16 protein-coding genes are annotated in these 22880 nt (G+C 66.2%); 6 read left to right on the top strand and 10 right to left on the bottom strand.

Annotated elements, in window-relative coordinates; all coding sequences use genetic code 11:
• Positions 1-37 precede the first annotated feature (37 nt).
• From gshB to DY926_RS17570, 5 genes are all read left to right on the top strand, one after another.
• Positions 38-1045: a glutathione synthase gene (gene gshB / locus DY926_RS12800; protein ID WP_116703721.1), complete on the top strand. Its 1008-nt coding sequence runs from the start codon at positions 38-40 to the stop codon at positions 1043-1045.
• A gap of 223 nt (positions 1046-1268) precedes the next feature.
• A complete protein-coding gene (locus tag DY926_RS12795; protein WP_116703720.1) occupies positions 1269-1982 on the top strand; it encodes a class I SAM-dependent methyltransferase in 714 nt (237 codons plus the stop codon).
• Positions 1983-2155: 173 nt separating this feature from the next.
• Positions 2156-3520, top strand: coding sequence for a cbb3-type cytochrome c oxidase subunit I (locus DY926_RS12790; protein ID WP_186336170.1), 1365 nt, complete (start codon positions 2156-2158; stop codon positions 3518-3520).
• A gap of 2 nt (positions 3521-3522) precedes the next feature.
• Positions 3523-4482: a heme o synthase gene (locus DY926_RS12785; RefSeq protein ID WP_116703718.1), complete on the top strand. Its 960-nt coding sequence runs from the start codon at positions 3523-3525 to the stop codon at positions 4480-4482.
• A gap of 39 nt (positions 4483-4521) precedes the next feature.
• The gene (locus DY926_RS17570; RefSeq protein WP_186336169.1) at positions 4522-4668 is read left to right on the top strand and encodes a hypothetical protein; all 147 of its coding nucleotides are present in this window, start codon (positions 4522-4524) and stop codon (positions 4666-4668) included.
• A 286-nt stretch (positions 4669-4954) separates the two neighbouring features.
• On the opposite strand, the gene DY926_RS12780 is transcribed toward DY926_RS17570, so the two are convergent.
• The 6 genes from DY926_RS12780 to DY926_RS12755 form a co-directional block, all read right to left on the bottom strand.
• Positions 4955-5929 (bottom strand): Tim44 domain-containing protein, encoded by a 975-nt coding sequence (locus DY926_RS12780; protein WP_116703717.1) that lies wholly within the window; start codon positions 5927-5929, stop codon positions 4955-4957.
• Positions 5930-6081: 152 nt separating this feature from the next.
• On the bottom strand, positions 6082-7422 hold the full coding sequence (locus tag DY926_RS12775; protein WP_116703716.1) for a TldD/PmbA family protein: 1341 nt from the start codon (positions 7420-7422) through the stop codon (positions 6082-6084).
• Positions 7419-8684, bottom strand: coding sequence for a M16 family metallopeptidase (locus DY926_RS12770; protein ID WP_116703715.1), 1266 nt, complete (start codon positions 8682-8684; stop codon positions 7419-7421). Before DY926_RS12770 ends, DY926_RS12775 begins: the two co-directional genes overlap by 4 nt.
• 75 nt (positions 8685-8759) lie before the next feature.
• Positions 8760-10160, bottom strand: coding sequence for a threonine synthase (gene thrC / locus DY926_RS12765; protein ID WP_116703714.1), 1401 nt, complete (start codon positions 10158-10160; stop codon positions 8760-8762).
• 77 nt (positions 10161-10237) lie between these two features.
• The gene (locus DY926_RS12760) at positions 10238-11389 is read right to left on the bottom strand and encodes an L-dopachrome tautomerase-related protein (RefSeq protein ID WP_116703713.1); all 1152 of its coding nucleotides are present in this window, start codon (positions 11387-11389) and stop codon (positions 10238-10240) included.
• Positions 11390-11491: 102 nt separating this feature from the next.
• A complete protein-coding gene (locus tag DY926_RS12755) occupies positions 11492-13012 on the bottom strand; it encodes a carboxypeptidase M32 (RefSeq protein WP_116703712.1) in 1521 nt (506 codons plus the stop codon).
• Between the two features lie 93 nt (positions 13013-13105).
• On the opposite strand from DY926_RS12755, the gene DY926_RS12750 reads away from it, so the two are divergent.
• Positions 13106-15058 (top strand): tetratricopeptide repeat protein, encoded by a 1953-nt coding sequence (locus DY926_RS12750; protein ID WP_116703711.1) that lies wholly within the window; start codon positions 13106-13108, stop codon positions 15056-15058.
• Here the strand turns inward: DY926_RS12750 and DY926_RS12745 are convergent.
• The 4 genes from DY926_RS12745 to DY926_RS12730 form a co-directional block, all read right to left on the bottom strand.
• Positions 15051-17951 carry a [protein-PII] uridylyltransferase gene (locus DY926_RS12745; RefSeq protein WP_116703710.1) on the bottom strand — a complete coding sequence of 967 codons (2901 nt, stop codon included), beginning with the start codon at positions 17949-17951 and terminating at the stop codon, positions 15051-15053. The two genes, DY926_RS12750 and DY926_RS12745, sit on opposite strands and share 8 nt — an antisense overlap.
• A gap of 82 nt (positions 17952-18033) precedes the next feature.
• On the bottom strand, positions 18034-20652 hold the full coding sequence (gene mutS, locus DY926_RS12740; RefSeq protein ID WP_116703709.1) for a DNA mismatch repair protein MutS: 2619 nt from the start codon (positions 20650-20652) through the stop codon (positions 18034-18036).
• 54 nt (positions 20653-20706) lie between these two features.
• Positions 20707-22257, bottom strand: a complete 1551-nt coding sequence (murJ, locus tag DY926_RS12735) for a murein biosynthesis integral membrane protein MurJ (RefSeq protein WP_116703708.1) — start codon at positions 22255-22257, stop codon at positions 20707-20709.
• A gap of 35 nt (positions 22258-22292) precedes the next feature.
• Entirely contained in the window at positions 22293-22778 is a 486-nt protein-coding gene (locus tag DY926_RS12730; RefSeq protein ID WP_116703731.1) for a glutathione peroxidase, read from the bottom strand.
• Between the last annotated feature and the right edge of the window lie 102 nt (positions 22779-22880).

The raw sequence follows: 22880 nt of genomic DNA, 5'->3' as shown, positions 1-22880 counted from the left end.
GCAGGCCGATCCTGTTTCGTGCGGAGAAAGTGCATACATGCCACGCCCCCTGAAGGTTGCCGTCCAGATGGACCCGCTTGGCGGTATCGACATCAATGGCGATTCAACCTTTGCCCTGATGCTGGAGGCGCAGGCGCGCGGTTATGAACTGTTCGTCTATCAGGTCGAGGCCCTGAGCCTGAACGAGGGGCGCACCACCCCCGATGGCGCCCGGCAGGAGCGTGTCACCGCGCGGGCGCGCCCGGTTACGGTGCGGCGTACGGTGGGCGACCATGCCACGTACGGCGCGGAGCAGGTGATCGACCTGTCCACCATGGACGTGGTGCTGATGCGCCAGGACCCGCCATTCGACATGGCCTACATCACGGCTACCCATATCCTCGAGCATATCCATGGCGTGGGACCGGACCGTGCGCTGGTGGTCAACAACCCCGCCGCGGTGCGCAACGCGCCCGAGAAGATACTGGTCACCCATTATCCTGACCTCATGCCGCCCACGCTGGTGACATGGGATGTGCAGGCCATAAAGGCCTTCCGTGCGAAATGGGGCGACATCATCGTCAAGCCGCTGTTCGGCAATGGCGGGGCGGGCGTGTTCCGCATCCGGGCCGATGACCCCAATCTCAATTCCCTGCTGGAAATGCACTTCGCCCGCTCGCGCGAGCCGCTGATGATCCAGCGTTACGAGCCTGCCGTGCGCAGGGGGGACAAGCGGATCATCCTGGTTGACGGGCGGCCCGTCGGTGCGATCGACCGCATTCCGGCGGAAGGCGAGACCCGTTCCAACATGCATGTGGGCGGTCGCCCCGTGCGGGCGGAACTGACCGCGCGTGACCATGAAATCTGCAACGCGATCGGGCCGTTACTACGTGATGAGGGTCTGATCTTCGTTGGAATCGACGTGATCGGGGAATGGTTGACCGAGATCAATGTAACATCCCCGACCGGATTGCAGGAAATCGACCGGTTCGACGGCGTCAATACGGCGGGCATGATCTGGGATGCGATCGTATCCCGTCTGGTCACGGGCGGTGTGAACGCGTAGGAATGGAAACGGTATTCGGAATGGGTGCGATAGTCGCAACTGTCGTGCCATGCGGCTTGACATTTGATATGGATTGCATGCGTTCACGTGGGCCGGAACGGCGCGCGGACAGGTCAGGTGGAATTGTAATGCAGCACAACGGGATGGATTTGATCATGGCGGATGCAGCACGGAAGGGGGCGCAACAGGCCTTCTTTCATGGCCAGGGCATGGGAACAGCCTGATGAGCGACGTTCTGCATGATGAAGCATCCGAAAAGGTTGTGGAAATTCCTTCCCCCAAATCCGCGCTCGACGCGGCGGCGGTCAAGGCGGCGTACCGGCGCTGGGCCAGCGTGTATGATGCGCTGTTCGGCAGCATTTCCGCTTTCGGGCGCAAGCGCGCGGTCGAGGCCGTAAATTCCCTGCCCGGCACGCGCGTGCTGGAAGTGGGCGTGGGCACCGGCCTCGCCCTGCCTTATTACCGTGCGAACAAGCATATTACCGGTATCGACCTGTCGGGTGACATGCTTGAGCGTGCGCGCCAGCGTGTGCGCCGCATGCATCTGTCCAACGTGGACAACCTGCTGGAAATGGATGCCGAGGCCACGCAGTTCGCCGATGGCACGTTTGATATTGCGGTGGCGATGTTCGTTGCCTCCGTCGTGCCGCATCCGCGTGCGCTGCTGGCCGAACTCAAGCGCGTGGTCAAGCCGGGCGGCCATATCCTGTTCGTGAACCATTTCCTGGCGCAGGGCGGTGTCCGGCTGGCGGTGGAACGCGGCATGGCGCGGGCGTCCCATTCACTGGGCTGGCATCCGGATTTCGCCATTGAATCCCTGCTGCCGCCTGCCGACCTGCGGCGCGCGACCCTGCAGTCGGTGCCGCCCGCCGGGCTGTTCACCCTTGTCACGCTGGAGCGTGAGGCAGGGGCCTGCGCAAGCCCCATGGTGGCCTGAACGGACGGGGCCTGCCATGCAGCCCTGTCCGGTGGGCAGGGCTGAAATGACATTTGCGCGACCACCAGAACGGCCCACAAGGGTCGTTTTTGTGTATAAGTCGCGATATATGATGAAATCATGGTAACGATTTGCCATGCCGGATAGCAGGCATGGCGGCAGGGAGTGATCATATGCCCACAGGCACCCGGTCCGGGGCGGACGGCGTACGGCAGGCTGGTGGACTCTGTAGCTACCGGAGCATCGGCATGCTGTATCTTGTCATGGCGATTGTGGCGGGTCTGGCCGGTGGCGTGCTGGCGGTAAGCCTTCAGGCCGGTCTGCTGCCGCATGCTCTCCTGTCCGCATGGGCTGGCGGGGACGTGGCTGGCGCTGTCGAACGCATCGGCCGCCGCCATGGCATGCTTATGGTCTTCTTCTGCGCGCTGCCTGCCCTGACCGGCGGGTTCGGCAACTGGTTCGTGCCCCTGCTGCTGCGGGCCCGCGCGCTGGCTTTCCCGCGCATGGCGCTGGCGGGCTGGGGGCTTGTGGCGGCCAGCTTCATCGTCGTGCTTGCCGGTCTTTCACCCGTCGTGCCTGCCTGGCTGTCCGTGCTGGCGCTGATGGGGTGGTGCCTGGGCATGCTGCTGCAGGCCATCACGATGGTCGCGACCGTGCTGAACATGGGGCCGATTGGCCAGCGCCTGCGTGACATGCCCATGTTCGTATGGGCGCAGGGGCTGAGCGCGATGATGGCGGTCATGGTCATGCCGGTGCTGGCCGGCGGGCTGACCCGCATCCTGCTGGCGGGGGGTGACATGCTCTCGCCCGTCGATGCGCTGCTGCATGTCTTTACCGGCCCGGAGATCGCGCTGCTGTTGCTGCCCTCCATCGGGATCGTGTCCCAGATCATCGAGACGTTTTCCGCAACCCCGCTGCGCATGCCCCGCGTGGTGCTGGGCGCGCTGGTGGTCATGTCGGTCGGTGGCGCCTCGGTCTGGGTGCATGACCTGCTGCATGGCGGGCTGGAGGGCATGGTCGCCCCCGTGGCGCTGGTGCAGCTCGGGCTGATCGTGCTGCCGGTGCTGGTCGTGCTGGCGGCATGGGCGCGCACGGTGCGTGCGGGCCATATGCGTGCCGCCGTGCCGGTGGAATGGGCGGCCGGGTTCGTGGCGCTGCTGGTGTTCGGTTCCGTCATGTCGCTCCTGCCCGGTGGCATGGCCGATGTGCATGCCGCGACGCTGTATGCCGCCATGTTCGCGCTGTTTTCCGGGTTCTATTACTGGATTGGCAAGATGGTGGGCCATGTCGCCCCGGTCATGGCCAGCCGTGTCCATTTCTGGCTGACGGTGGGGGGGACCGCGCTGTCGCTGCTGGCCTTCCACGGTGTGCCGGGTATGGTCGGCGCGGTGCTGATGGGGCTGTCGGTCGTGGTGTTTACCGCGATTGTGGTGCAGGCCGCCATGCGCCCGGCGGCATCGCTGCCCGATAACTACTGGGGCCCTGGCGCCCGTACGCCGGAATGGCAGACACCTTCCCCCATGCGCGGAGACGCCTGATCATGAGCGGCACCGTAACCACGCCCGATGCGGCACCGGATGCCGCCATTACCTATGACACCAGCCGTGTCGGCACGCTGGCGCGGGACTGGCTGCTACTGCTCAAGCCCCGTGTCATCTCGCTGGTAGTCTTTACGGGGGCTGCTGGCCTGGCCATGGCGCCCGGGCCGCTCAACCCGCTGGTGGCGGCTGTCAGCATCCTGTGCATCTGCATGGCCTCAGGCGCTGCGGGTGCGATCAACATGTGGTATGACCGCGATATTGACGCGGTCATGAAACGCACGGTGACCCGGCCCATCCCCGATGGCCGCATCGGGGCGGAAGCCGCGCTGGGTTACGGGATTGGCCTGTCGGTGGCCTCGGTCATCCTGATGTGGCTGGCGACCAACGCGCTGGCGGCGGGTATCCTTGCCTTTTCCATCTTCTTCTATGCCGTGATCTACACGATGTGGCTGAAGCGTTCGACACCGCAGAACATCGTGATCGGTGGTGCGGCGGGTGCGTTCCCCCCCATGATCGGCTGGGCGGCGGCAACGGGTTCCATGGCGGTCATGCCGGTGGTGATGTTCGGCATCATCTTTTTATGGACACCGCCGCATTTCTGGTCGCTGTCGCTTTATGCGTGCAAGGATTACGGGCGCGCGGGGATTCCCATGCTGCCGGTGGTGCGCGGCGCGCGGCATACGCGCTGGCAGATCCTGTGGTACACGATCATGCTGCTGGCGGTGTCACTGGTGCCGTCCTTCACCCATCAGGCAGGCTGGCTTTATACGATCGTAGCCACCGTGCTGGGGCTGGGGTTCATCTATTTCGCCATTCAGGTGCTGCGTGACAAGCAGGATGCGAACGGGGTCAGCCTGACCGGGGACCGCCCGGCGCGCTATTCCTTCCGCTATTCGCTGGCTTACCTGTTCCTGCTGTTCTGCGGCCTGCTGGCCGACCATGCATTTATCGCCCACTAGGCTGTCAGGGCGTTTTTCATTCTTACGGGAGTTGGGCTGATGGAACAGGCGACCACCATACCTGCCACACCGGAACAGGAAGCGCTGGAGGCGGCCCGCAGGCATAAGGGGCGTATCCGTGGCGTGGCCATCACGCTCTCGGCGCTGGCGGCGGTCCTGTACGCGTTAAGCCTTGCGCATATCTGAAACCAACTGATCCGGTCGATGGGCGGGAAGTAGTAACCCATACCGTCCGGTCGTTTTGCGGATAAGGGAAGCCGTTCAGGACTGATACCCGTCTGGCATAGCCAGCCGGGGTGGTTCCATTCCAACGTGGACAGGACGCAGCCGGAAGCGGCTTCCAGAACAACCAGCCCGGTTATGAAGACATGCCCGTGCGCTTCAGCATGCCCATGATGCTTTAATCAGCCTTAAACAAAAAAGCCTGCATCACGTGGATGCAGGCTTGAAGCTACGGGTCGTTACGGTGCCGTCAGCGGGGTGTCTGCTGGATGGCGGAGAGCAGCCAGCTTCCCGTTCCGGCCGAACGCACGAATGTCCACAGTTCGGTTACGGTGGTGCGGTTGGAGGGATCGCCCTCAATCACGCGCCCGGTCATGTCGGTGGTGATGTCGATCATCGAATACCGCATTGCGACGGTTGCGTAATCAAAGCCGTTTTCACGCCAGCTTTCCACCAGGTCGCCACGTTCGAAGCGGATGTCGGATACGACATTACGCGCGCCACGGCTGGCCAGCGCACTGAGCTGGTTGTTGAAATAGGAGACCATTTCCGGCGTGGCCATGTGCTGCATGGCGCGTACGTCCTGCTGGCTCCATGCCGTCTGGATATTGATCAGCGCCTGCTGGAAGGCCTGGTAGTCGGCTGCGGTAATGGCGACCCCCACGGGCTGCGCCTGCCCCTGTGGCGGCACACCAGCCCCGGCCATGCCCCCCAGCGGATTGCCCGGCGGGGCTGCCGCACCGGCATTGCCGCCCATGCCGCCAAAGCGGCGGATGGCCCAGCGGACGATAAAGAAGATCAGCGCAAGCTGGATCAGCAGGCCAAGGAAGCCGCTGCCCCCCATGCCGGGGCCGAACATGCCATGCCCGAACAGCATGCCGAACAGCCCAGCGCCAACCAGTCCGCCCATGAACCCGTTCATGAACGGGTGGCGGGGACGCGCCATGGCCATGCCAGCCCCCGCGCCAAAGGGCGCACGTGCGCCGTAGCCGGGCATCTGGCGTGGCGTCATTGTCTGCTGGAAGGGCGTCGCGCCATAGGGGGCGGTCTGCGATGGCGCGGGTGCGCTATAGGTGCGTGAACCGCGGCTTCCCATGGAGTAGCCACCCCCCGCACGGGCATCGGCCACATGCGGGTGGGCCAGCACCGGCAGCATGGTCAGGGCCGCGGCGGCGGCAAGGGCGAGGTTTTTACGCGACGTCGGGCGCGGAGAAATTTTCTTCATCTGGGTCAGGGTATCTGCAATCCTGTGTCGGAACCATCTTTATCCGTGCGGCCCTTATGATCTGGCCACCTGACTACAGATATAAGTAAGCCCGCGCCCCCGTAACAGGGGCACGGGCTTACAGAAACATGAAATCACAGAAAGGGGGCGGATCAGGCGCCCGCGATCATCATGTCATCAATGCGGATGGTGGGCGCATTGCTGGCCTGGCGGAAGGTCAGGTCATTGGCCGCGACCAGCCGCATGAACATGTCTTTCAGGTTGCCCGCCACCGTCAGTTCCGCGACCGGCTCGGCCAGCACGCCGTTACGGATCATGAACCCGGCGGCGCCACGGCTGTAATCACCGGTAATGCCATTGATGGCGGAACCCATCATTTCGGTGATGTAGATGCCCTCGGCAATATCGGCCATAAGTTCGGTGGGCGTCAGTTCACCCGGCGTCATGTGCATGTTGCCCAGCGAGGGGGAGGGCGGTCCCGATGTGCCGCGGCTGGCGCAGCCATTGGGCTTCAGGCCCAACTGGCGGGCGGAGCGCGAATCGAGTGCCCATGTTTTCAGCACCCCGTCCTCGACCAGCGTCTGGGGCGCGGTCAGCATCCCTTCGCCATCAAACGGCCGCGCGCCGGGGCCACGTACCCGGCGCGGGTTGTCAATGATGGTGATGCCTGCGGGCATGATGCGGCTGTCCATCCGGTCCTTGAGGAAGGAGGTGCCGCGCGCGATGGACACGCCATTGATCGCACCCGACAGGTGGCCAAGGATGCTGGTTGAAACGCGTGGGTCCAGCACGATGGGCATGCGCCCCGTGCGCGGGCGCACCGGGTCAAGCCGCGCCACGGTCCGTTCCCCCGCGCGCCGCCCGACCAGCCCGGCATCTTCCAGGTCGGACAGGTGCACGGCGGAGTGGTAGTCGTAGTCACGCTGCATGGCGGTGCCAGCCCCCGCCACGGTGCTGACGGAAACCGAATGGCTGGTGCGCGCGTACCGGCCCGAAAAGCCGGCGGATGTCATGATGATGATGTCCGACAGGCCAAAGCTGCTCGACGCGCCGTTGCTGTTGGACACACCCTTGACCGCAAGGGCCGCTTCCTCCGCCACGCAGGCGCGGGTGAGCAGGTCGGCGGTCGTGGGTTCGGCGGGGTCGAACAGGTCCAGCCCGGTGGCATCGACAAAGCCGGTTTCGGCCTGCGCACACAGCCCGGCAAAGCGGTCCTCGGGCACGACGCGGGCCATGGCGACCGCGCGCTCGGCCAATGTGTCGAAACGCGTGGGATCAAGTGCCGTGGCCGAGACGATGGCCGCGCGCTGGCCCACGAATACCCGCAGGCCCAGATCGCATGTCTCGGAGCGTTCAAGGTCTTCGGTCTGGCCGTTGCGTACCTGCACGCCATGCGCCGTGCGGCTGATATAGACGGCATCCGCCGCATCGGCCCCGGCGGCGCGTGCGCGCGCGATCAGGGCCGAGATCTGGTCAATCGGGTCGCTGCTCATGCCGCCAGTGCCCCTGTAATGCTATCGAGGGAGGGAAGGTGCCGCACCGGCCCCAGCGAGGCAAGCGTGGGCCTGCCGCTGAAAATGCGGGTCGCGACACGCTGCACGTCCTCGATCGTGACGGCATCGACCCGGCGCACCGTCTCTGCCGTGGGGATGAGGCGGTCAAAGATCTGGAGCTGGCGGGCAAGCTGCTCGCACCGGCTGCCTGTGCTTTCCAGTGACATGAGCAGCGAGGACTTGAGCTGCGCGCGCGCACGCCCCAGCTCGGCGGCCGTGACCGTATGGCGGACCTTGCCCAGTTCATTCAGCGTGACGGGGATCAGGTCGGCCACCTGCGTCTCCCCCGTTCCGGCATAGATGCCGAACAGCCCGCCCTGGCGGAAGGGCGCGTTGAAGGAATAGACGGAATAGACCAGCCCGCGCTTTTCACGGATTTCCTGGAACAGGCGTGATGACATGCCCCCGCCCAGCAGCGTGGACAGCAGCAGCGCCGGGTAATAATCCGGGTCACCATAGGGCATGGAGGGGAAGCCCAGCACGATATGCGCCTGATCCAGGTCGCGCTCCTGCGTGAACTCACCGCCCACGTACTGCACGCCGGGCTGCGGGGGCACGGTGCCGGTGGGCAGGTCACGGAAATGCTCCTGCACCAGATCCACCACCCGGGCGTGCTCAAGGTTGCCCGCCGCTGCGACAATGGTGTTGCCCGCCGTGTAATGCGTGTCCATGTAGTTGACCAGCGTGGCGCGCGACATGGTGCGGATACCGGCCTCGGTGCCCAGCGTGGGGCGGCCCATGGGCTGGTCAGGGAAGGCGGTTTCCTGAAAATGGTCGAACACGATGTCATCGGGGGTGTCGTTCGCCTGCCCGATTTCCTGCAGGATCACACCGCGTTCACGCTCCAGCTCATCAGCGGCAAGGCTGCTGTGGGTCAGGATATCGCCGATGATGTCGGCGCCCAGCGTCAGGTTTTCCTTCAGCAGCTTGACGTAATAGGCCGTGTGTTCACGCGCGGTATAGGCATTGATATGCCCGCCGACATTCTCGATTTCCTCCGCAATGCCAACGGCGGTGCGGGTGCCCGTTCCCTTGAAGGCCATATGTTCCAGAAAATGGGAAACCCCGTTTTCCTGTGCGGTTTCATTGCAGGTGCCCGCGGCGACATACGCCCCGAGGGACACGGTCTCCACCCTGTCCATCCGCTCGGTCACGATGGTCAGGCCGGAGTCCAGTCGGGTCACATTGATCAGGTCGGTCATGCTGGTCCTGCGGGCCGCACGGCGTGGGGGTGCGCCTGTGCTGCCCCTTGTTGGCGTAGATGGAAGGAAAAAAGGTCAGTTCGCGTTGGAAAGAACGGCGGCGCGCACCTTGTCCTCAACCATGGTCAGATCCGCCTCGACCACGCTGTAACGCTCGGGGCGGTCGTACAGATCAGCCAGCGCCACGGGCAGGGCGGGGCGGATGCCCGTGGCCTGCGCCATCGCGTCGGGGAACTTGGCAGGGTGCGCCGTGGCCATGGCGACCATGGGAATCCCGGCCTCGCGGAAGGTGCGGCCCGCCGCGATGCCAATGGCGGTATGCGGATCGGCCAGGTAGTGGCTGCGGCTGTTCAGCGTACGGATTTCCGCCAGCGTGGCCTCATCATCCAGTGATATGCCATGGAACAGCGCATTGGCGCGGTCCCATACCGGGGTTGCGACCTTCATCACGCCCGTCTTGCGGAATTCGGTCATGATGCGCGCGCAGGCCGCGGCGTCACGGTCCAGCAGCTCGAACAGCAGGCGCTCGAAATTGGACGAGACCTGAATATCCATGGACGGTGACAGGCTGGGCACCACGCCGTGGATGCTCATGTCATTTTCGTTCAGGAAGCGGCTGAGGATGTCATTGCGGTTCGAGCCGACACACAGCGCGCGGATGGGCAGGCCCATGCGGCGGGCGACCCATGCGGCCAGCACGTTGCCGAAATTGCCGGTCGGCACGGCGAAGGAGACCTCACGGTCCGGCGCGCCAAGGGCGAGGGCCGCGTAAACATAATAGGGCACCTGTGCCGCGATGCGCGCCCAGTTGATGGAATTGACCGCCGAGAGGTGCATGTCGGTGCGGAAGGGCAGGTCGGCGAACATCGCCTTGACCAGGTCCTGGCAGTCATCAAACGTGCCCTTGACCGCAAGGTTGGTCACGTTGGGTTCCAGCACCGTCGTCATCTGCCGGCGCTGCACTTCGGACGTGCGACCCTCGGGGTGCAGGATGACCACGTTCAGCCGCTCACGGCCACGGCAGGCCTCGATGGCGGCGGAGCCGGTATCGCCCGATGTCGCGCCCACGATGGTCACGGTCTCGTTGCGTTCGGTCAGCACATGGTCGAACAGGCGGCCCAGCAACTGCATGGCCATGTCCTTGAACGCCAGCGTCGGGCCATGGAACAGTTCCTGCACGAACAGCCCGTCATCCACCTGTGTCAGCGGCACGATGGCCGGGTGGTCGAATCGGGCATAGGCCTCGCCACACAGGCGCTTGAGCACATCGGCAGAAATGGAGCCTTCGGCAAACGGCGCGATGATGCGCGCCGCCAGTTCCGGGTAAGGCAGGCCGCGCAGGGCGCGCCATTGTGCCGGGGAAAGCTCGGGCCAGCTTTCCGGCAGGTACAGGCCACCGTCCTCTGCCAGCCCGGCCAGCAGAACGGACGAAAAATCGCGGACGGGGGCTTCCCCCCGGGTAGAAATATAGCGCATTGCGCCATCATAATGCCAACTCACCGCCGCGCGAAGGGGGCGTATGCCCCGGCCTTCGCAATTCCGCGCGTGGTGTGTCAGAATTTGGGCGGGGGCAGGCTGCCTACATTGATGCGGTAGATGTGGACCGGCCACTGGACGGCGTTATGCCCGCCATTGAATGGCGCGGTGCGGTCAAGCTGGGCTGCGGGAATGTAGAGCTGCCCATCACGCGTGGCAAAGGAGCCGCCGGGCCAGTGCAGGCGGCTGTCGGTCACGATTTTCTGGTACACGCGGTCAGGCATCAGGCGGAAGATGCTGCTGGTGGAGACATCATTGAAATACAGCGTGCCATCGGGCGCCAGCGTGATGCCGCCCAGCGCCGGGGTCTTGTACCACAGGGTCGGCCCTTCCTCCAGCTCGATGGGGGTGACGGCGGGATCGACCAGCAGGTCGGTATCAAGCTTGTAAACCGGGCCGCAGAGTGGCTCGAAATACAGCCACTGCCCATCGGGGCTGATTTCCATCTGGCTTATGTTGACAATGGCGGTATGCCCCGTGGGGGTGGTCATGACCCTGCCATCCACGGTGATGGGCTGGCCCGCCGTGAGCGAAGGCGTATGTTCCATGAGCCGCCGCTGCCGGTTGTTGTCCAGCCGGACCACGATCATGGCCGGAATGCCGGAATCCCCGATAAAGGCATGACCGCGCGCCACGCGCATGGTGGCCGGGCGGCTGCCCGGGCGCAGGGTGGCGGGGTCGATGGCCCATGTCTGCACGACCTGCCCGGTATGGGTGTCGATCTTTACGATCTTGGGGCCGTTCGGGACGGGGGGCTGCGCCGGGTCGGGCTGGCCGCTATCAAGCACCCACAGCGTGCCATCGGGCAGGAGCTGGATGTCAGCCGGGGCGACAAGCCGCTTCTGTGCCGGGGTGGCGGGATCGTTCCATGTGCTATCGGGGTAGGGCTGGGGGTTGCCGCCGGAATCCAGCACGGCCAGCCCCGGCCCCGTATTACCCGCCCAGGCAGGCAGTTCGACCAGCAGACGCCCGTCGGCCAGCACGGCAACCCGGTCCCATACGCTGGTGGTGGAGGAGACGACATCTTCCACCACCGCGGGCGGATTGAGCGGCGGGGCCGGTTTGGCGGCATGGGCGCCCTGTACGGCACCGAGCAGCAGGGCGGCGCAGGCGGGCAGGAAACCCGCGTGGCGCAGGCGGCGGATGGCAGGTAGGGAATTCGCGTGCATCGCGCGGTATCTCGTCACGAACCGGGCGGATTGGCAAGGGGATCGTGCAGCATACCGCCGATGCGGCGCGCTTTCCTGTCAATCAGGAAAGGCAGGCCGCCCTCATCCCTGCCCGCAGTAACGCTGGCGCAGGTGGCGCAGGTACGGCCCCGTGTTTGGCGCGGCCCCCGTGGCGTCGCGCACGATCTGCGGGGTGGAGGCCCCGCTGGCGCGGGCGTGGATGCGCGGACGCAGCCAGCCAAGCAGGGGGGCAAAATCGCCCCCGGCAATGGCGGACATGAGGTTCGGGGTGTCACGCTCCGCCGCCTCGCGTAGCTGGGCCGCGATGATCGCGCCCAGCGTATAGGTGGGGAAATACCCCCATGAGCCGGACGGCCAGTGAATGTCCTGCAGGCAGCCCAGCCGGTCCTCGGGCACTTTCAGGCCCAGCAGGTCATGAATGCGGGCGTTGAAGGCCTCGGGCAGGTCGCGCAGCTTCATCCGCCCTGCCACCAGCGCGGTTTCCATCTCGTAACGCACCAGTATATGGGCGGGATAGGTGATCTCATCGGCATCGACGCGGATGAAGCCGGGGCGCACGCGGGTGACAAGCCGGTGCAGGTTGTCGGCACTCCACGCCGGGTCACCTGACGCACCGCCAAAGGCCGCGCGCAGGCGCGGGGCCATCCATTCCATGAACGGGCGGGAGCGGCATACCTGCATTTCCATAAGCAGGGACTGGCTTTCATGCAGGCTCATGCCGCGTGCCCCGCCCACCGGCTGGGCGCGCCATGCGGTGGGCAGGCCCTGTTCATACAGCGCGTGGCCGGTTTCATGCACGATGCCCATCAGGGCGTTGATGCAGTCATCCTCCTCATAACGGGTGGTGATGCGGACATCATCCTCCGCCCCGCCGCAGAAGGGGTGGAGGCTCACATCCAGCCGCCCGCGCTGCATGTCGAAGCCAAGCGCGCGCATGGTCTCGCGCCCGAGGTTTTCCTGCGCCGCCACCGGGAATGGGCCGGTCAGCGGCAGGGGCGCGGGCAGGCTTTTCTGGTGTTCCAGCGCGGTTGCGATCAGGTCTGGCAGTTCATGTGCGAGTTCGGTGAAGACCGGGTCGATATCCGCCTGCCGCGTGCCCGCGTCGTACTGGTCCAGCAGCGCGTCATACGGGGAAAGGCCAAGGGCCTCGGCCTTGGCTGCCGCGATTTCGCGCGTGCGGGACAGGACGGTTTCCAGCTCCGGCAGCAGGCTTGCGAAGTCACTGTTCTGGCGCGCGGTGCGCCATGCCATTTCACAGCGCGATGCCGCGCGGGAGGCAGCCTCCACCAGATCGGCCGGGACGGCGGCGGCATGGGCGTGCTGGCGGCGCATTTCATGCAGGTTGGCCTGCGCCATCGCATCTTCGGGTGGCTGGGCGCGCTCCAGCAGGTCCGCCATGTCCGGTGCGGTCATGAGTTCGTGCGACAGGACGGCGAGGGTGGCGATGCTTTCAGCCCGGCTGTCACTGGCGCCGGCGGGCATCATCGTGTCCTTGTCCCAACCAAGGATGCCCAGCGCGTTGCGGATCTGCCCCATGCGGGCGAAACGGCGGCGCAATGTTTCATAGGCCTGCTGGCTGGTGGTGCCGGACTGGAAATTCATGAAAGGTCCTGACTGAATCTTAATAGTCTGTCCCGTAAGGACGGTCCGTGAACTGTGCAGGAGCCTCCGGCACCTTGCAAGGGGAGGGACACCATGCATGAAAGCCGGGACAGGGCGGCCCTGCTGGCGCGGGGCCATGCGGCGCTGCGCGCGGGTGACGCCGTGGCCGCGCGGGCCTGTTTTGCCGCCATGTCAGATAAATGCAGGGATGACCCGGACGCCCTGCACGGGCTGGCCTGTGTCGCGCTGGCCGCCGGGCGAGCGGACCTTGCCATAGCCCTTGCGGGCCGGGCGCTGCGCCATGCGCCGGACGGGCGGTATCATGTCGTGCTGGCGCAGGCGTTGCTGGTGCGCGGGCATGGGGTTCCCGCACGCGCGGCGATGGACCGCGCGCTGCTGGCACAACCCGGTGATATTTCCGTCATGCTGGCATGGGCGGAGGTCATGGAACGCACCGGCGATACGCTGGCGGCGGCACGCGGTTTCGGGCACGTCGTGCGCCTGTCCGGCCCGCATGACGGGACCAGCCGTGCCCTGCATGCCCGGTTCTTGTGGCGGCGTGGCAGGCGCGGGGCAGCGGTGGCGTTGATGCGGCAGGCCGTGCGGCTTGCGCCAGACCATGGACCATATGCCCATGAACTGGCGGAGATGCTGTGCGCGCTGGGGCAGGGGGCGCAGGCCGAAGCCACGCTGCGCACCCGGCTGGACCATGACCCGGCGGACGGCGCCGCACTCTCGTTACTGGGGTCTCTCCTGTTCGCGCGGGGCGAGATGCGCCCGGCCGCTGGTCTGCTCCAGCGCGCCATGGCGGCCCATCCTGCGGCAGAAACCTGCAACAATCTTGGCCTTGCCCGCATGGCGCTGGGGGATATGGCCGGGGCGGAGGCCGCACTCCGGCAGGCGCAGTTCCTGCAACCCGATGATGCCCGCATCACCCTGAACCGCATGACCGGACTGTTCGAGATGGGCCAGCACGCGCAGGCCCGCGCGGGTTATGAGGCCATACTGGCCGCACACCCACCGGCGGACGCCGATACACTGGCCCGTGCGCGCTTCAATCTGGGTGTCGTGCGGCTGGCGCAGGGTGAGATGGCGCAGGGCTGGGCATTATGGGAATCCCGGCTTGCCTTCCTGCCGCCGCATCCGGGCACGGCAACCCTGCCGCGCTGGAATGGCCGGGCGCTACCGGCTGGCGGCAGGCTGCTGGTGCATATGGCGCAGGGGCTGGGGGATGCCATTCATTTCATGCGTTATGTGCCGCTTGCAGCGCAGCGCGTGCCGGTGGTGCTGGAAGTGCCGCCCGCGCTGTACAGGCTGGCGCTCACTCTGGAGCGCCACATGCACGATGCCATTCACCCCATAGAAATTATCACCCCTGACATAAATGGTGGAAGGGGTGCGCGCAGCCAGTGTGACCTGTTCAGCCTGCCGCATGTGCTGGGCACGACCACGGTGCCGGATTTCATCCCCTATCTGGGCGAGGCGTCATGGCGGCCCGGTGGGGAGAAACAGGAGAATTTACGGGTTGGCCTGTGCCACGCGGGCAACCCGGCCTATCGGTTTGATGCGCGTCGTTCCATTCCCGCTAGCGTCCTTGCGCCACTGGCGGCAGTTGCGGGTGTCACCTTCATATCCCTTGGCCCGAGGGCGGAGGGAACACCGGATTTCGTGCAACAGGAAGGTGCGGCAGGCGGCGACCTGCTGGATACCGCGCGACTGGTCGCCACGCTGGATCTGGTCATCAGTGTGGATACGCTTGCGGCCCATCTGGCCGGGGCCATGGGCTGCCCGGTCTGGCTGCTCAACCGCTTCGGGGGGGACTGGCGCTGGTCGCCCGCGTTCGACGGGCCTGCGGCCTCACGGCCTTTGCCCGATACATCGGGCGTATGTGGGGATTACCCGCGCACCAGCCAGTGGTACCCGACCCTGCGGCAGTTCCGTCAGCGCGGCCTCATGCCGCCAGACAGCGCCTGGCGGCAGGTGGTGGCCGATATATGCACAGCCCTGCGCGCATTGGTGGCAGGGCGGGGCGCAGGGGTCAGTTAATGCTTTCCAGTTCGGTGGAACGGCGCTGGGCTGCTGCCTCGGCCTCCTGCAGGCCCGACAGCAGGGCAGCGCGGATACGGTCAAGGCGCTCCTTGTCCGTGATCTTCAGCCCGAACAGGTCCTTGACGTAGAAGACGTCAACCGCCCGCACGCCATAAGTGGTGATATGGGCGGATGCGATCTGGAGCTTCTGCTCACCCAGCGCCGCCGTGACGTCATGCAGCAGGCCGGGGCGGTCGCGACCGTTGATTTCGACCACCGTGCAGGTGTTCGACGCCCGGTTGTCGATCACCACGCGCGGCGGCACATGGATCGCCCGCATGCGCCGCCCGCTCAGGCGGCGGCCACACTGTGCGATTTCATTGTCGATGTTGATATGCCCCGTCAGCGCCTGCTCGATCAGCAGGGACAGGCGGCCAAGCTGCTGCGGCTCCTCGAACGCGGAACCGCCCGCATCCTGAATCCACAGCGTATCCAGCGCCATACCATTGGTCATGGTATGGATGCGCGCATCCACGATGGAGGCCCCGGAAATGGCCACGGCCCCCGCAATCTGTGAAAACAGGCCCGGATGGTCGGCGGCATAGATCGTGACTTCGGTCACGCCCCGGGCGGGAAGCGGCTGGGTCTCGACCGTAAGGGGGGAGTGCAGCCGCTCCGAATCGCTGATCAGCCGGGCATGGCGGGCATGGGTGTCGTGATCGAAGGACAGCCAGTAACTGCCGTAACCCAGTTGCATGAAGTGCGAGACATCGGTCTCGTTCATGCCATCTTCCACCAGCCACTGGGCGGTGGCCGTCTTGGCGCGTTCCACGCGTACGTCGCGTTCGGTCGTGGCGAGGCTGCCCTCCAGTACTTCGGCCACGCGCATGTACAGCTCGTTCAGCAGGGTCGCCTTCCACGCATTCCACACACGCGGCCCCACCGCGCGCATGTCCACAATGGTCAGCAGCAGCAGCAGGCGCAGTCGCTCGGGCGACTGGATGATGTCCGCCAGGTCAAGGATGGTCTTGGGGTCATCAATATCGCGCTGGAACGCGGTGTGGCTGAGCAGCAGGTGGTGCAGCACCAGCCAAGAGACCGTTTCCGTCTCCTCGCTGTCCATGCCCAGTTCCGGGCAGACATACAGCGCGATCTGTGAGCCGATTTCCGAATGGTCGCCGCCCCGGCCCTTGGCGATGTCATGCAGCAGCACGGCCACGTACAGCGCCCGGCGTGAATGCAGGTTGAGCGCAAGGTCATAGGCCAGGGGGATTTCATCGGCCATCTGCCCATGTTCCACCCGGCCAAGGATACGCAGGGCGTCGATGATGTGCTCGTCCACCGTGAACACATGATAGGTGTCGAACTGCATCTGCCCCACAACGCGCGACCAGTCGGGCAGCAGGCGGCCCATGAGTCCGGTCTCGTTGAGGATATGCAGCCAGTAGGCGTTCCCCTTGCGCCGACCTTCATCCATCAGGTGGAAGGTCTGCGGCGCGTCGGCGCGTTCGGGCGCGTTCTCGGCCGCGCGGGCCGCGCGCTGCGCGCGGGTGGGCGGTTCCCCGCACATGAGATCAAGGAAGATGCGCGCCGTTTCCGGGTCGCCGCGCAGGCTCGCGGCCTTGCGCTCCCAGCGGATCAGCTGGTGCATGGCCAGCGGGTGGATGGGCAGCTTGCGCTTCTTGGCCCAGTCCAGCAGGCGCATCATCTGGATGGGTTCATCCTCGAACGACGTGCCACGCTGGGGCAGGATGCGCCCGTCCAGCACGGTAAAGCCCGCGTCGCGCATCTGGCTGTCGGCCTCGGGCGCGTTGGCCACCGGGCCGAGCGCCTGGCGCAGCACGGCGGGTTCCAGCACCAGTGTCAGGCGCATGACATCGCGCACGGTCAGGAAGTAGTGGCGCATGAAGCGTTCCACCCCCACCTGCCGCCCGTGGCGCGTATAGCCCATGCGCCCGCCTACGACGGGCTGCACATCGAATGTCAGCCGTTCCTCGGCCCGGCCCGACACGTAATGCAGGTGGAAGCGCACCCGCCACAGGAAGTCCCACGCCCGGCGGGCGCGCTTGGCTTCCTGCTCGGTCAGCAGGCCGAGTTCACTGAACCCCGGCGCCAGCAGGTCGGATACATGGCGGGTGCCAAAGGTGTAGCGGCACATCCAGTAAAGTGTCTGGAGGTCACGCAGGCCGCCGCGGCCTTCCTTCACATTGGGTTCGACAAGGTAGGGGCTGTCACCAAAGCGGTGGTGGCGGGCCGCGCGTTCCTTGCGCTTGTCGGTAATGAAGCGGTCGGCCCCGGCCCGCACGCAGGCCACGATGTAGCGGGCCTCGAACATGGCGAACAGCGTGGCGCTGCCGGTCAGGAAACGGGCGTCAAGCAGCGTGGTGCGGACGGTGGTGTCGGCTTCCGCCTCGGCAATGCATTCATTGATGGTGCGGGTGGCGTGCCCGACCTTCAGCCCCAGATCCCACAGGAAATACAGGATGTATTCCACGCAGTCCCGAATATCGCCCGCCGGGGTGTCCGGGGTCAGGAACAGCAGGTCGATGTCACTGAACGGGGCCAGCAGGCCGCGCCCGTAGCCACCCGTGGCCGCAACGGCGAAAGGCACCTCATGGCGCGAGTCGATGCCCGCGTGCCGCGTGGCGAATTCGCCCAGTACGCGGATCATCCCGTCGGTATAGGCGGCAAGCAGCTTGCCCGCCTCCGCCCCGCCCAGGCGATGATGCTCGAATTCCTCGCGCACATGGGCCTGGTAGCGCGACATGTGGCGACGGAACAGGCCGATCGCCTCATCGCGCGGCAGGCCGCGGGCATCGTCATCGCGCCCCCCCGATGGGAAAAGGGCGGCGTGAAGGGCGTCTGTCATCGCCTCGGCGGAGGAGGCGCAGGGGGAATCAGCGTTCGACATCGTGGGCGGATGGCGTCCTGTAAATGCGGTCAAGGTCAGGCGTGAGTGTGCCGCCGTTGATGGGGTCAGGTCCAGTGCCGTATCAGGCTTTCATCAGTTTTTTGAGGTGATAAAGCATTTCCAGCGCCGTGCGGGGGGTGAGCGCATCGGGGTCCAGCCCCTCGAGCATTTCCATGATGGCGGGCGGCACGGTGGGTGCGGGCTCCGGCACGGGGTCCGCGTCCGGTGCGGGGGCTGCCTGTTCGAACAGCGGCAGCGGCGGGGCCTGCCGGCCACGTTCTTTTTCCAGCATGGACAGAAGTCTGCCCGCGCGGCGCACCACGGCGTCGGGCACCCCGGCCAGGCGGGCGACATGCACGCCCCAGCTCCGCCGGGCGCAGCCGGGCACGACCTCGTGCTGGAATATGACCTGCCCCTTCCATTCCCGCACGCTCATGGTGTGGGGCGACAGGCGCGGCATGCTGTTGGCAAGCTCGGCCAGTTCATGGAAATGCGTGGCGAAGATCGCGCGGCAGCGCAGGGTGGAGTGCAGCGTTTCCAGCACGGCCCATGCAATGGCCAGCCCGTCCAGCGTGGAGGTGCCGCGCCCGATCTCGTCCACCACCACAAGCGAGCGCGGTCCCGCCTGATTGAGGATGGCCGCCGTCTCGGTCATTTCCACCATGAAGGTCGAGCGCCCGCGCGCCAGGTCATCAGCCGCGCCCACGCGCGAGAACAGGCGGTCCACCACGCCCAGGCGCATGTCCTGTGCTGCCACCGGCAGCCCGGCCTGCGCAAGGATGATCGCAAGGGCCACCTGGCGGAGAAAGGTGGACTTGCCCGCCATGTTCGGCCCGGTCAGCAGCATGACGCGGTGGTCGGGCTCAAGGTCGCAGTCATTGGGGGTGAAGCGCGCGTTCCGTGGCAGGGCCGCCTCCACCACCGGGTGACGGCCCGCATGGATGACAAAGGCCGTGTCATCGCCCACCTGCGGGCAGCACCATGTCCCGCCCCCCGCCAGCACGGCGCAGGACTGTGCGATGTCGATGCCCGCCAGTGCGGCGGCCATGTCCGGCAGGGCGGGTTCATCAAGGATCTGGCGCACGACCTGCGTGAACAGGTGGCGCTCGCGCAGGGTCGCGTTTTCGGCCGCCTGCGCAATCTTCTGGTCAAGTGCGACCAGCCGCTCGGTTGAAAAGCGGCTGGCGCTGGCCGTGCCCTGCCGCATGATCAGTTCCGCATTGCCGCGCAGCCGCGTGGCGGCGGCGGCAGGCACCTCGATCACATAGCCAAGCTGGGCATGGTGGCGGATCTTGAGGTTGGGGATGCCGAAATGTTCGGCATATTCCTGCTGGAGTGCCGCAATGACCCGGCGGCTGCCATCGCGCAGTTCACGATGGCTGTCGAGTTCGGCGTCATATCCCGCAGCGATCGTGCCGCCATCATCCATGCGCGCGGGCGGGTTTTCAGCCAGGGCGCGGGCCAGCAGGTCCTGCAGGTCATGCGCGCGGTCGAGATGCCCCGCCGCCAGCGCCAAGATGGGGGGCAGGTCTTCGCGCTGGTTCAGGATCGTCCTGATCTCACGCGCGACATCAAGGGCGAGGCGGATGGCCACCGCATCGCGTGGCTGCCCCCGGCCGAGTGAAAGCCGCCCCAGTGCGCGGGCCATGTCGGGGGCGGCGCGCAGGCTGGCGCGCAGCCCGTCGCGCAGGTCGGGCTTGTCCAGCAGCCACGTCCACCCGGCCTGACGGCGCGCGATGGTGGCAGGGTCGGTCAGGGGGGCAGCGATCCAGTCCGCCAGCATGCGGCTGCCCGCGGCGGTAACGGTGCGCGCCACGGCAGCGAACAGCGTGTGTTCGGTCGTGCCATCGCGGCTGCGCAGCAGGTCGAGGCTGGCGCGCGTGGCGGGGTCAAGGCCCAGCACGTCCTGCGCATTGCCGGGGCGGGGATATGACAGGCGGGGCAACTGCCCGGCCTGACTGCGGCGGATGTAATCAATGGCCGCTGCTGCCGCCATTGCCTCGGCATCGGTGAAGGTGCCGAACGCGTCGAGGCTGGCTACGCCAAAGGCCTCGGCCATGCGCTGGCGGGCAGCATCCGTGCTGGCCGGGAGCAGGACGGGGGTGCGCCGGTCCGCGAAGTCACCCAGGTCCACATCATCGGCGCACAGGATTTCCGCCGGGTCCAGCCTTCCCAGCAGGTCATGCATATCATGCGCGGGTACGCTGGCGGTCTCGAACAGCCCGGTGGAAATATCAATCCATGCCAGACCCGGATCACCGCCCTGCCGCCCGGTGGGGCAGACAATACAGGCCAGCAGGTTCTGCCGCCCCGCTTCCAGAAGTTCATCTTCGGTCAGCGTGCCGGGGGTGATCAGCCGCACGACGGCGCGCCGCAGCGGGGCCTTGGCGGCGGCGCGGCCCTTGCGCGGTGCTTCGGTCTGTTCCGCGACCGAGACACGGAACCCGCGCCGGATCAGGCGCGCCAGATAGGCCTGCGCCGCATGGACCGGCACGCCGCACATGGGAATCGGCTCACCACCATGCGTGCCGCGTGCGGTCAGCGAAATATCCAGCGCCGAGGCGGCGGCTTCGGCGTCATTGAAAAACAGTTCGTAGAAATCTCCCATCCGGAAGAACAGGAGGGCGTCAGGGTGTTCGGCCTTGAGCGCGAACCACTGCGCCATGGCGGGCGTGGCACCTTCGGGGGATGGGAATGTCATGCCCGGTGTCTAGCCGCTGGGGCAGGGGATTCGCCAGCCCGGATTTGGCGCGGCCTATCGCCGCAGCCGCCGGGTAATGGCCCCCGCCACCTGCCGCATGTCGGCCACGCCCATCATGTGCAGTCCCGCCAGGTACAGCCCCATCCCCACCACGATCATCACGCCCACATCCACCAGGCGCATGAGTGGCCCCGCCGTCATGGCGCCACCCAGCGGGGTATATTCCATTCCGAACAGCCCAAGCGCCATGAGTGCCGCGCAGCCCACCATGCCCGCAAGCTGGCGGCCAAGGACAGGGTCGGAAACCAGCGCCCCGCGCCGCCTGAGCAGGAACGCCAGCGCACCCGCGTTCACCATGGCGGCAAGGCTGCTGGCCAGTGGCGGGCCGATATGCGCCAGCCAGCGCATGAAACTTACGTTCAGGATGAAGTTCAGCACCAGCGTGGCCGTGCCCACCAGCACCGGCGTGCGGGTGTCACCACGCGCGAAGAAGCCGGGGGCCAGCACCTTGACCAGAACGAAGGCGGGCAGCCCCACCGCATAGGCCCGCAGCGACTGCGCGGCCAGCACGGCATCCCGCGCCGAGAAATGCCCATGCCCGAACAGCGCCATCATGACAGGTGCGGCAATGACCAGAAGCCCCGCCGCCGCAGGCAGCGTCAGGATGAGGGCGTAGGAGATGGCACGGTTCTGCGTGGCGTGCGCCCCGGCAACATCCCCCGCCGCCAGTGAGCGGGTGAGTACGGGCAGCAGCGTGGTGCCCGCCGCCGCCCCCAGCACGCCCAGCGGCAACTGGTTCACCCGGTCGGCAAAATACATGAGCGATACGCTGCCCGCCGGCAGCAGGGTGGCGATGATGGTATCGACCATGAAATTGATCTGCGTGATCCCGCTGCCCACCAGCCCCACCCCCATGCGGCCAAGCAGCGTGCGGATGCGCGGCGTCACGCACGGGGCGACCAGCTGCAGGCGCATGCCCGCGCGCCGGGCCGCGTAAAGCAGGATGGCGAACTGGATCACGCCCGATGCGCTCACGCCCCATGCCGCCGCATGCGCCACGTCGCCCGTCAGGCGCGGCAGCAGCATGATGGAGGCGATGCCCACCACGTTGAAACTGACATAGGCCGCCGCCGCCACGCCAAAATGGTGCATGCCATTGAGCACGCCCGCCACCAGTGCGGCCCCGCAGATCAGGAACAGGTAGGGAAAGGTGATGCGGCTGAGGGATATGGCCAGCGAATCGCGCAGGTCCCCATGCGTGAAGCCGGGGGCGATGACATGCAGCACGCCGGGCATGAACACCTCGCCCAACACGGTCAGCAGCAGCAGCCATGACAGCAGCACGCTCATCGTCTCGTTCGCGAAGCGCTGGGCGGTGTCCTTGCCCTCGCGTTCCAGCAGGGAGGAGAACAGCGGCACGAAGGCGGCGTTCAGCGCGCCCTCGCCAAACAGGCGGCGGAACATGTTGGGCAGGCGGCAGGCGATCTGGTACGCATCCTGCGCCGCGCCCGCGCCCAGCAGCGCGGCCAGAAGCTGGTCTCGCACCAGCCCCAGCACGCGGCTGATCATGGTCCAGCCGCTTACGGTCAGGAACCCCTTCAGCATTGCTCAGTACGCCCGTGCGTGGCGCGGGACGGGCATCAGTGGTCCATGACCGCGCGTTCGACCGCCACCTGCACCCGGCGCGATTCGGGCGATGTTATGGAGGTGAACCAGTTCACCAGCCGCCCGTCGCGCCCGATCAGGTATTTGTAGAAATTCCATCGCGGCAGCGACAGGAACCCGCCCTCGCGCGCCAGCCACTGGAACAGGGGAATGGCCTGCGGTCCGCGGACATGGCTCTTGGCGGTGAGTGGAAAGGTGACATTGTAATTGCGCTGGCAGAACGTGATGATTTCGTCGGGGGAGCCGGGTTCCTGCTTGCCGAAATCATTTGATGGCACGCCGATCACCTGCAGGTCATGGCCGCGCCATGTCGTCCACAGGCTCTGCAGCCCCTCGTATTGCGGTGTGAACCCGCATTTGGAGGCGGTGTTGGTAATAAGGACCGGCTTGCCCCGCAGGTGGGAAAAGTCGATCTCGGACCCGTCAAGGGTGGGCATGATGAAGTCGTAGATTGTCGTCATTGGAAAACTCGGTTCGGTATGCGCGCCGGGAAGACCCGATTGCAGGGTAGGGCGGCGGGGGTCAAGCCACCCGTTCGGACGCAGGGTGGGGCGGGGCATGTG

The organism is Komagataeibacter melaceti, assembly GCF_003403295.1.
Taxonomy (GTDB): domain Bacteria; phylum Pseudomonadota; class Alphaproteobacteria; order Acetobacterales; family Acetobacteraceae; genus Komagataeibacter; species Komagataeibacter melaceti.
The sequence above is the reverse complement of the archived record's forward strand: the minus strand, read 5'-3'. Positions and strand labels throughout refer to the sequence as shown.

What these genes read in the sequence shown, in the direction of transcription:
- gshB (WP_116703721.1), top strand. Translation starts at nt 38, where the DNA reads ATGCCACGCCCCCTGAAGGTTGCCGTCCAGATGGACCCGCTTGGCGGT.
- DY926_RS12795 (WP_116703720.1), top strand. Translation starts at nt 1,269, where the DNA reads ATGAGCGACGTTCTGCATGATGAAGCATCCGAAAAGGTTGTGGAAATT.
- DY926_RS12790 (WP_186336170.1), top strand. Translation starts at nt 2,156, where the DNA reads ATGCCCACAGGCACCCGGTCCGGGGCGGACGGCGTACGGCAGGCTGGT.
- DY926_RS12785 (WP_116703718.1), top strand. Translation starts at nt 3,523, where the DNA reads ATGAGCGGCACCGTAACCACGCCCGATGCGGCACCGGATGCCGCCATT.
- DY926_RS17570 (WP_186336169.1), top strand. Translation starts at nt 4,522, where the DNA reads ATGGAACAGGCGACCACCATACCTGCCACACCGGAACAGGAAGCGCTG.
- DY926_RS12780 (WP_116703717.1), bottom strand. Translation starts at nt 5,929, where the DNA reads ATGAAGAAAATTTCTCCGCGCCCGACGTCGCGTAAAAACCTCGCCCTT.
- DY926_RS12775 (WP_116703716.1), bottom strand. Translation starts at nt 7,422, where the DNA reads ATGAGCAGCGACCCGATTGACCAGATCTCGGCCCTGATCGCGCGCGCA.
- DY926_RS12770 (WP_116703715.1), bottom strand. Translation starts at nt 8,684, where the DNA reads ATGACCGACCTGATCAATGTGACCCGACTGGACTCCGGCCTGACCATC.
- thrC (WP_116703714.1), bottom strand. Translation starts at nt 10,160, where the DNA reads ATGCGCTATATTTCTACCCGGGGGGAAGCCCCCGTCCGCGATTTTTCG.
- DY926_RS12760 (WP_116703713.1), bottom strand. Translation starts at nt 11,389, where the DNA reads ATGCACGCGAATTCCCTACCTGCCATCCGCCGCCTGCGCCACGCGGGT.
- DY926_RS12755 (WP_116703712.1), bottom strand. Translation starts at nt 13,012, where the DNA reads ATGAATTTCCAGTCCGGCACCACCAGCCAGCAGGCCTATGAAACATTG.
- DY926_RS12750 (WP_116703711.1), top strand. Translation starts at nt 13,106, where the DNA reads ATGCATGAAAGCCGGGACAGGGCGGCCCTGCTGGCGCGGGGCCATGCG.
- DY926_RS12745 (WP_116703710.1), bottom strand. Translation starts at nt 17,951, where the DNA reads ATGTCGAACGCTGATTCCCCCTGCGCCTCCTCCGCCGAGGCGATGACA.
- mutS (WP_116703709.1), bottom strand. Translation starts at nt 20,652, where the DNA reads ATGACATTCCCATCCCCCGAAGGTGCCACGCCCGCCATGGCGCAGTGG.
- murJ (WP_116703708.1), bottom strand. Translation starts at nt 22,257, where the DNA reads ATGCTGAAGGGGTTCCTGACCGTAAGCGGCTGGACCATGATCAGCCGC.
- DY926_RS12730 (WP_116703731.1), bottom strand. Translation starts at nt 22,778, where the DNA reads ATGACGACAATCTACGACTTCATCATGCCCACCCTTGACGGGTCCGAG.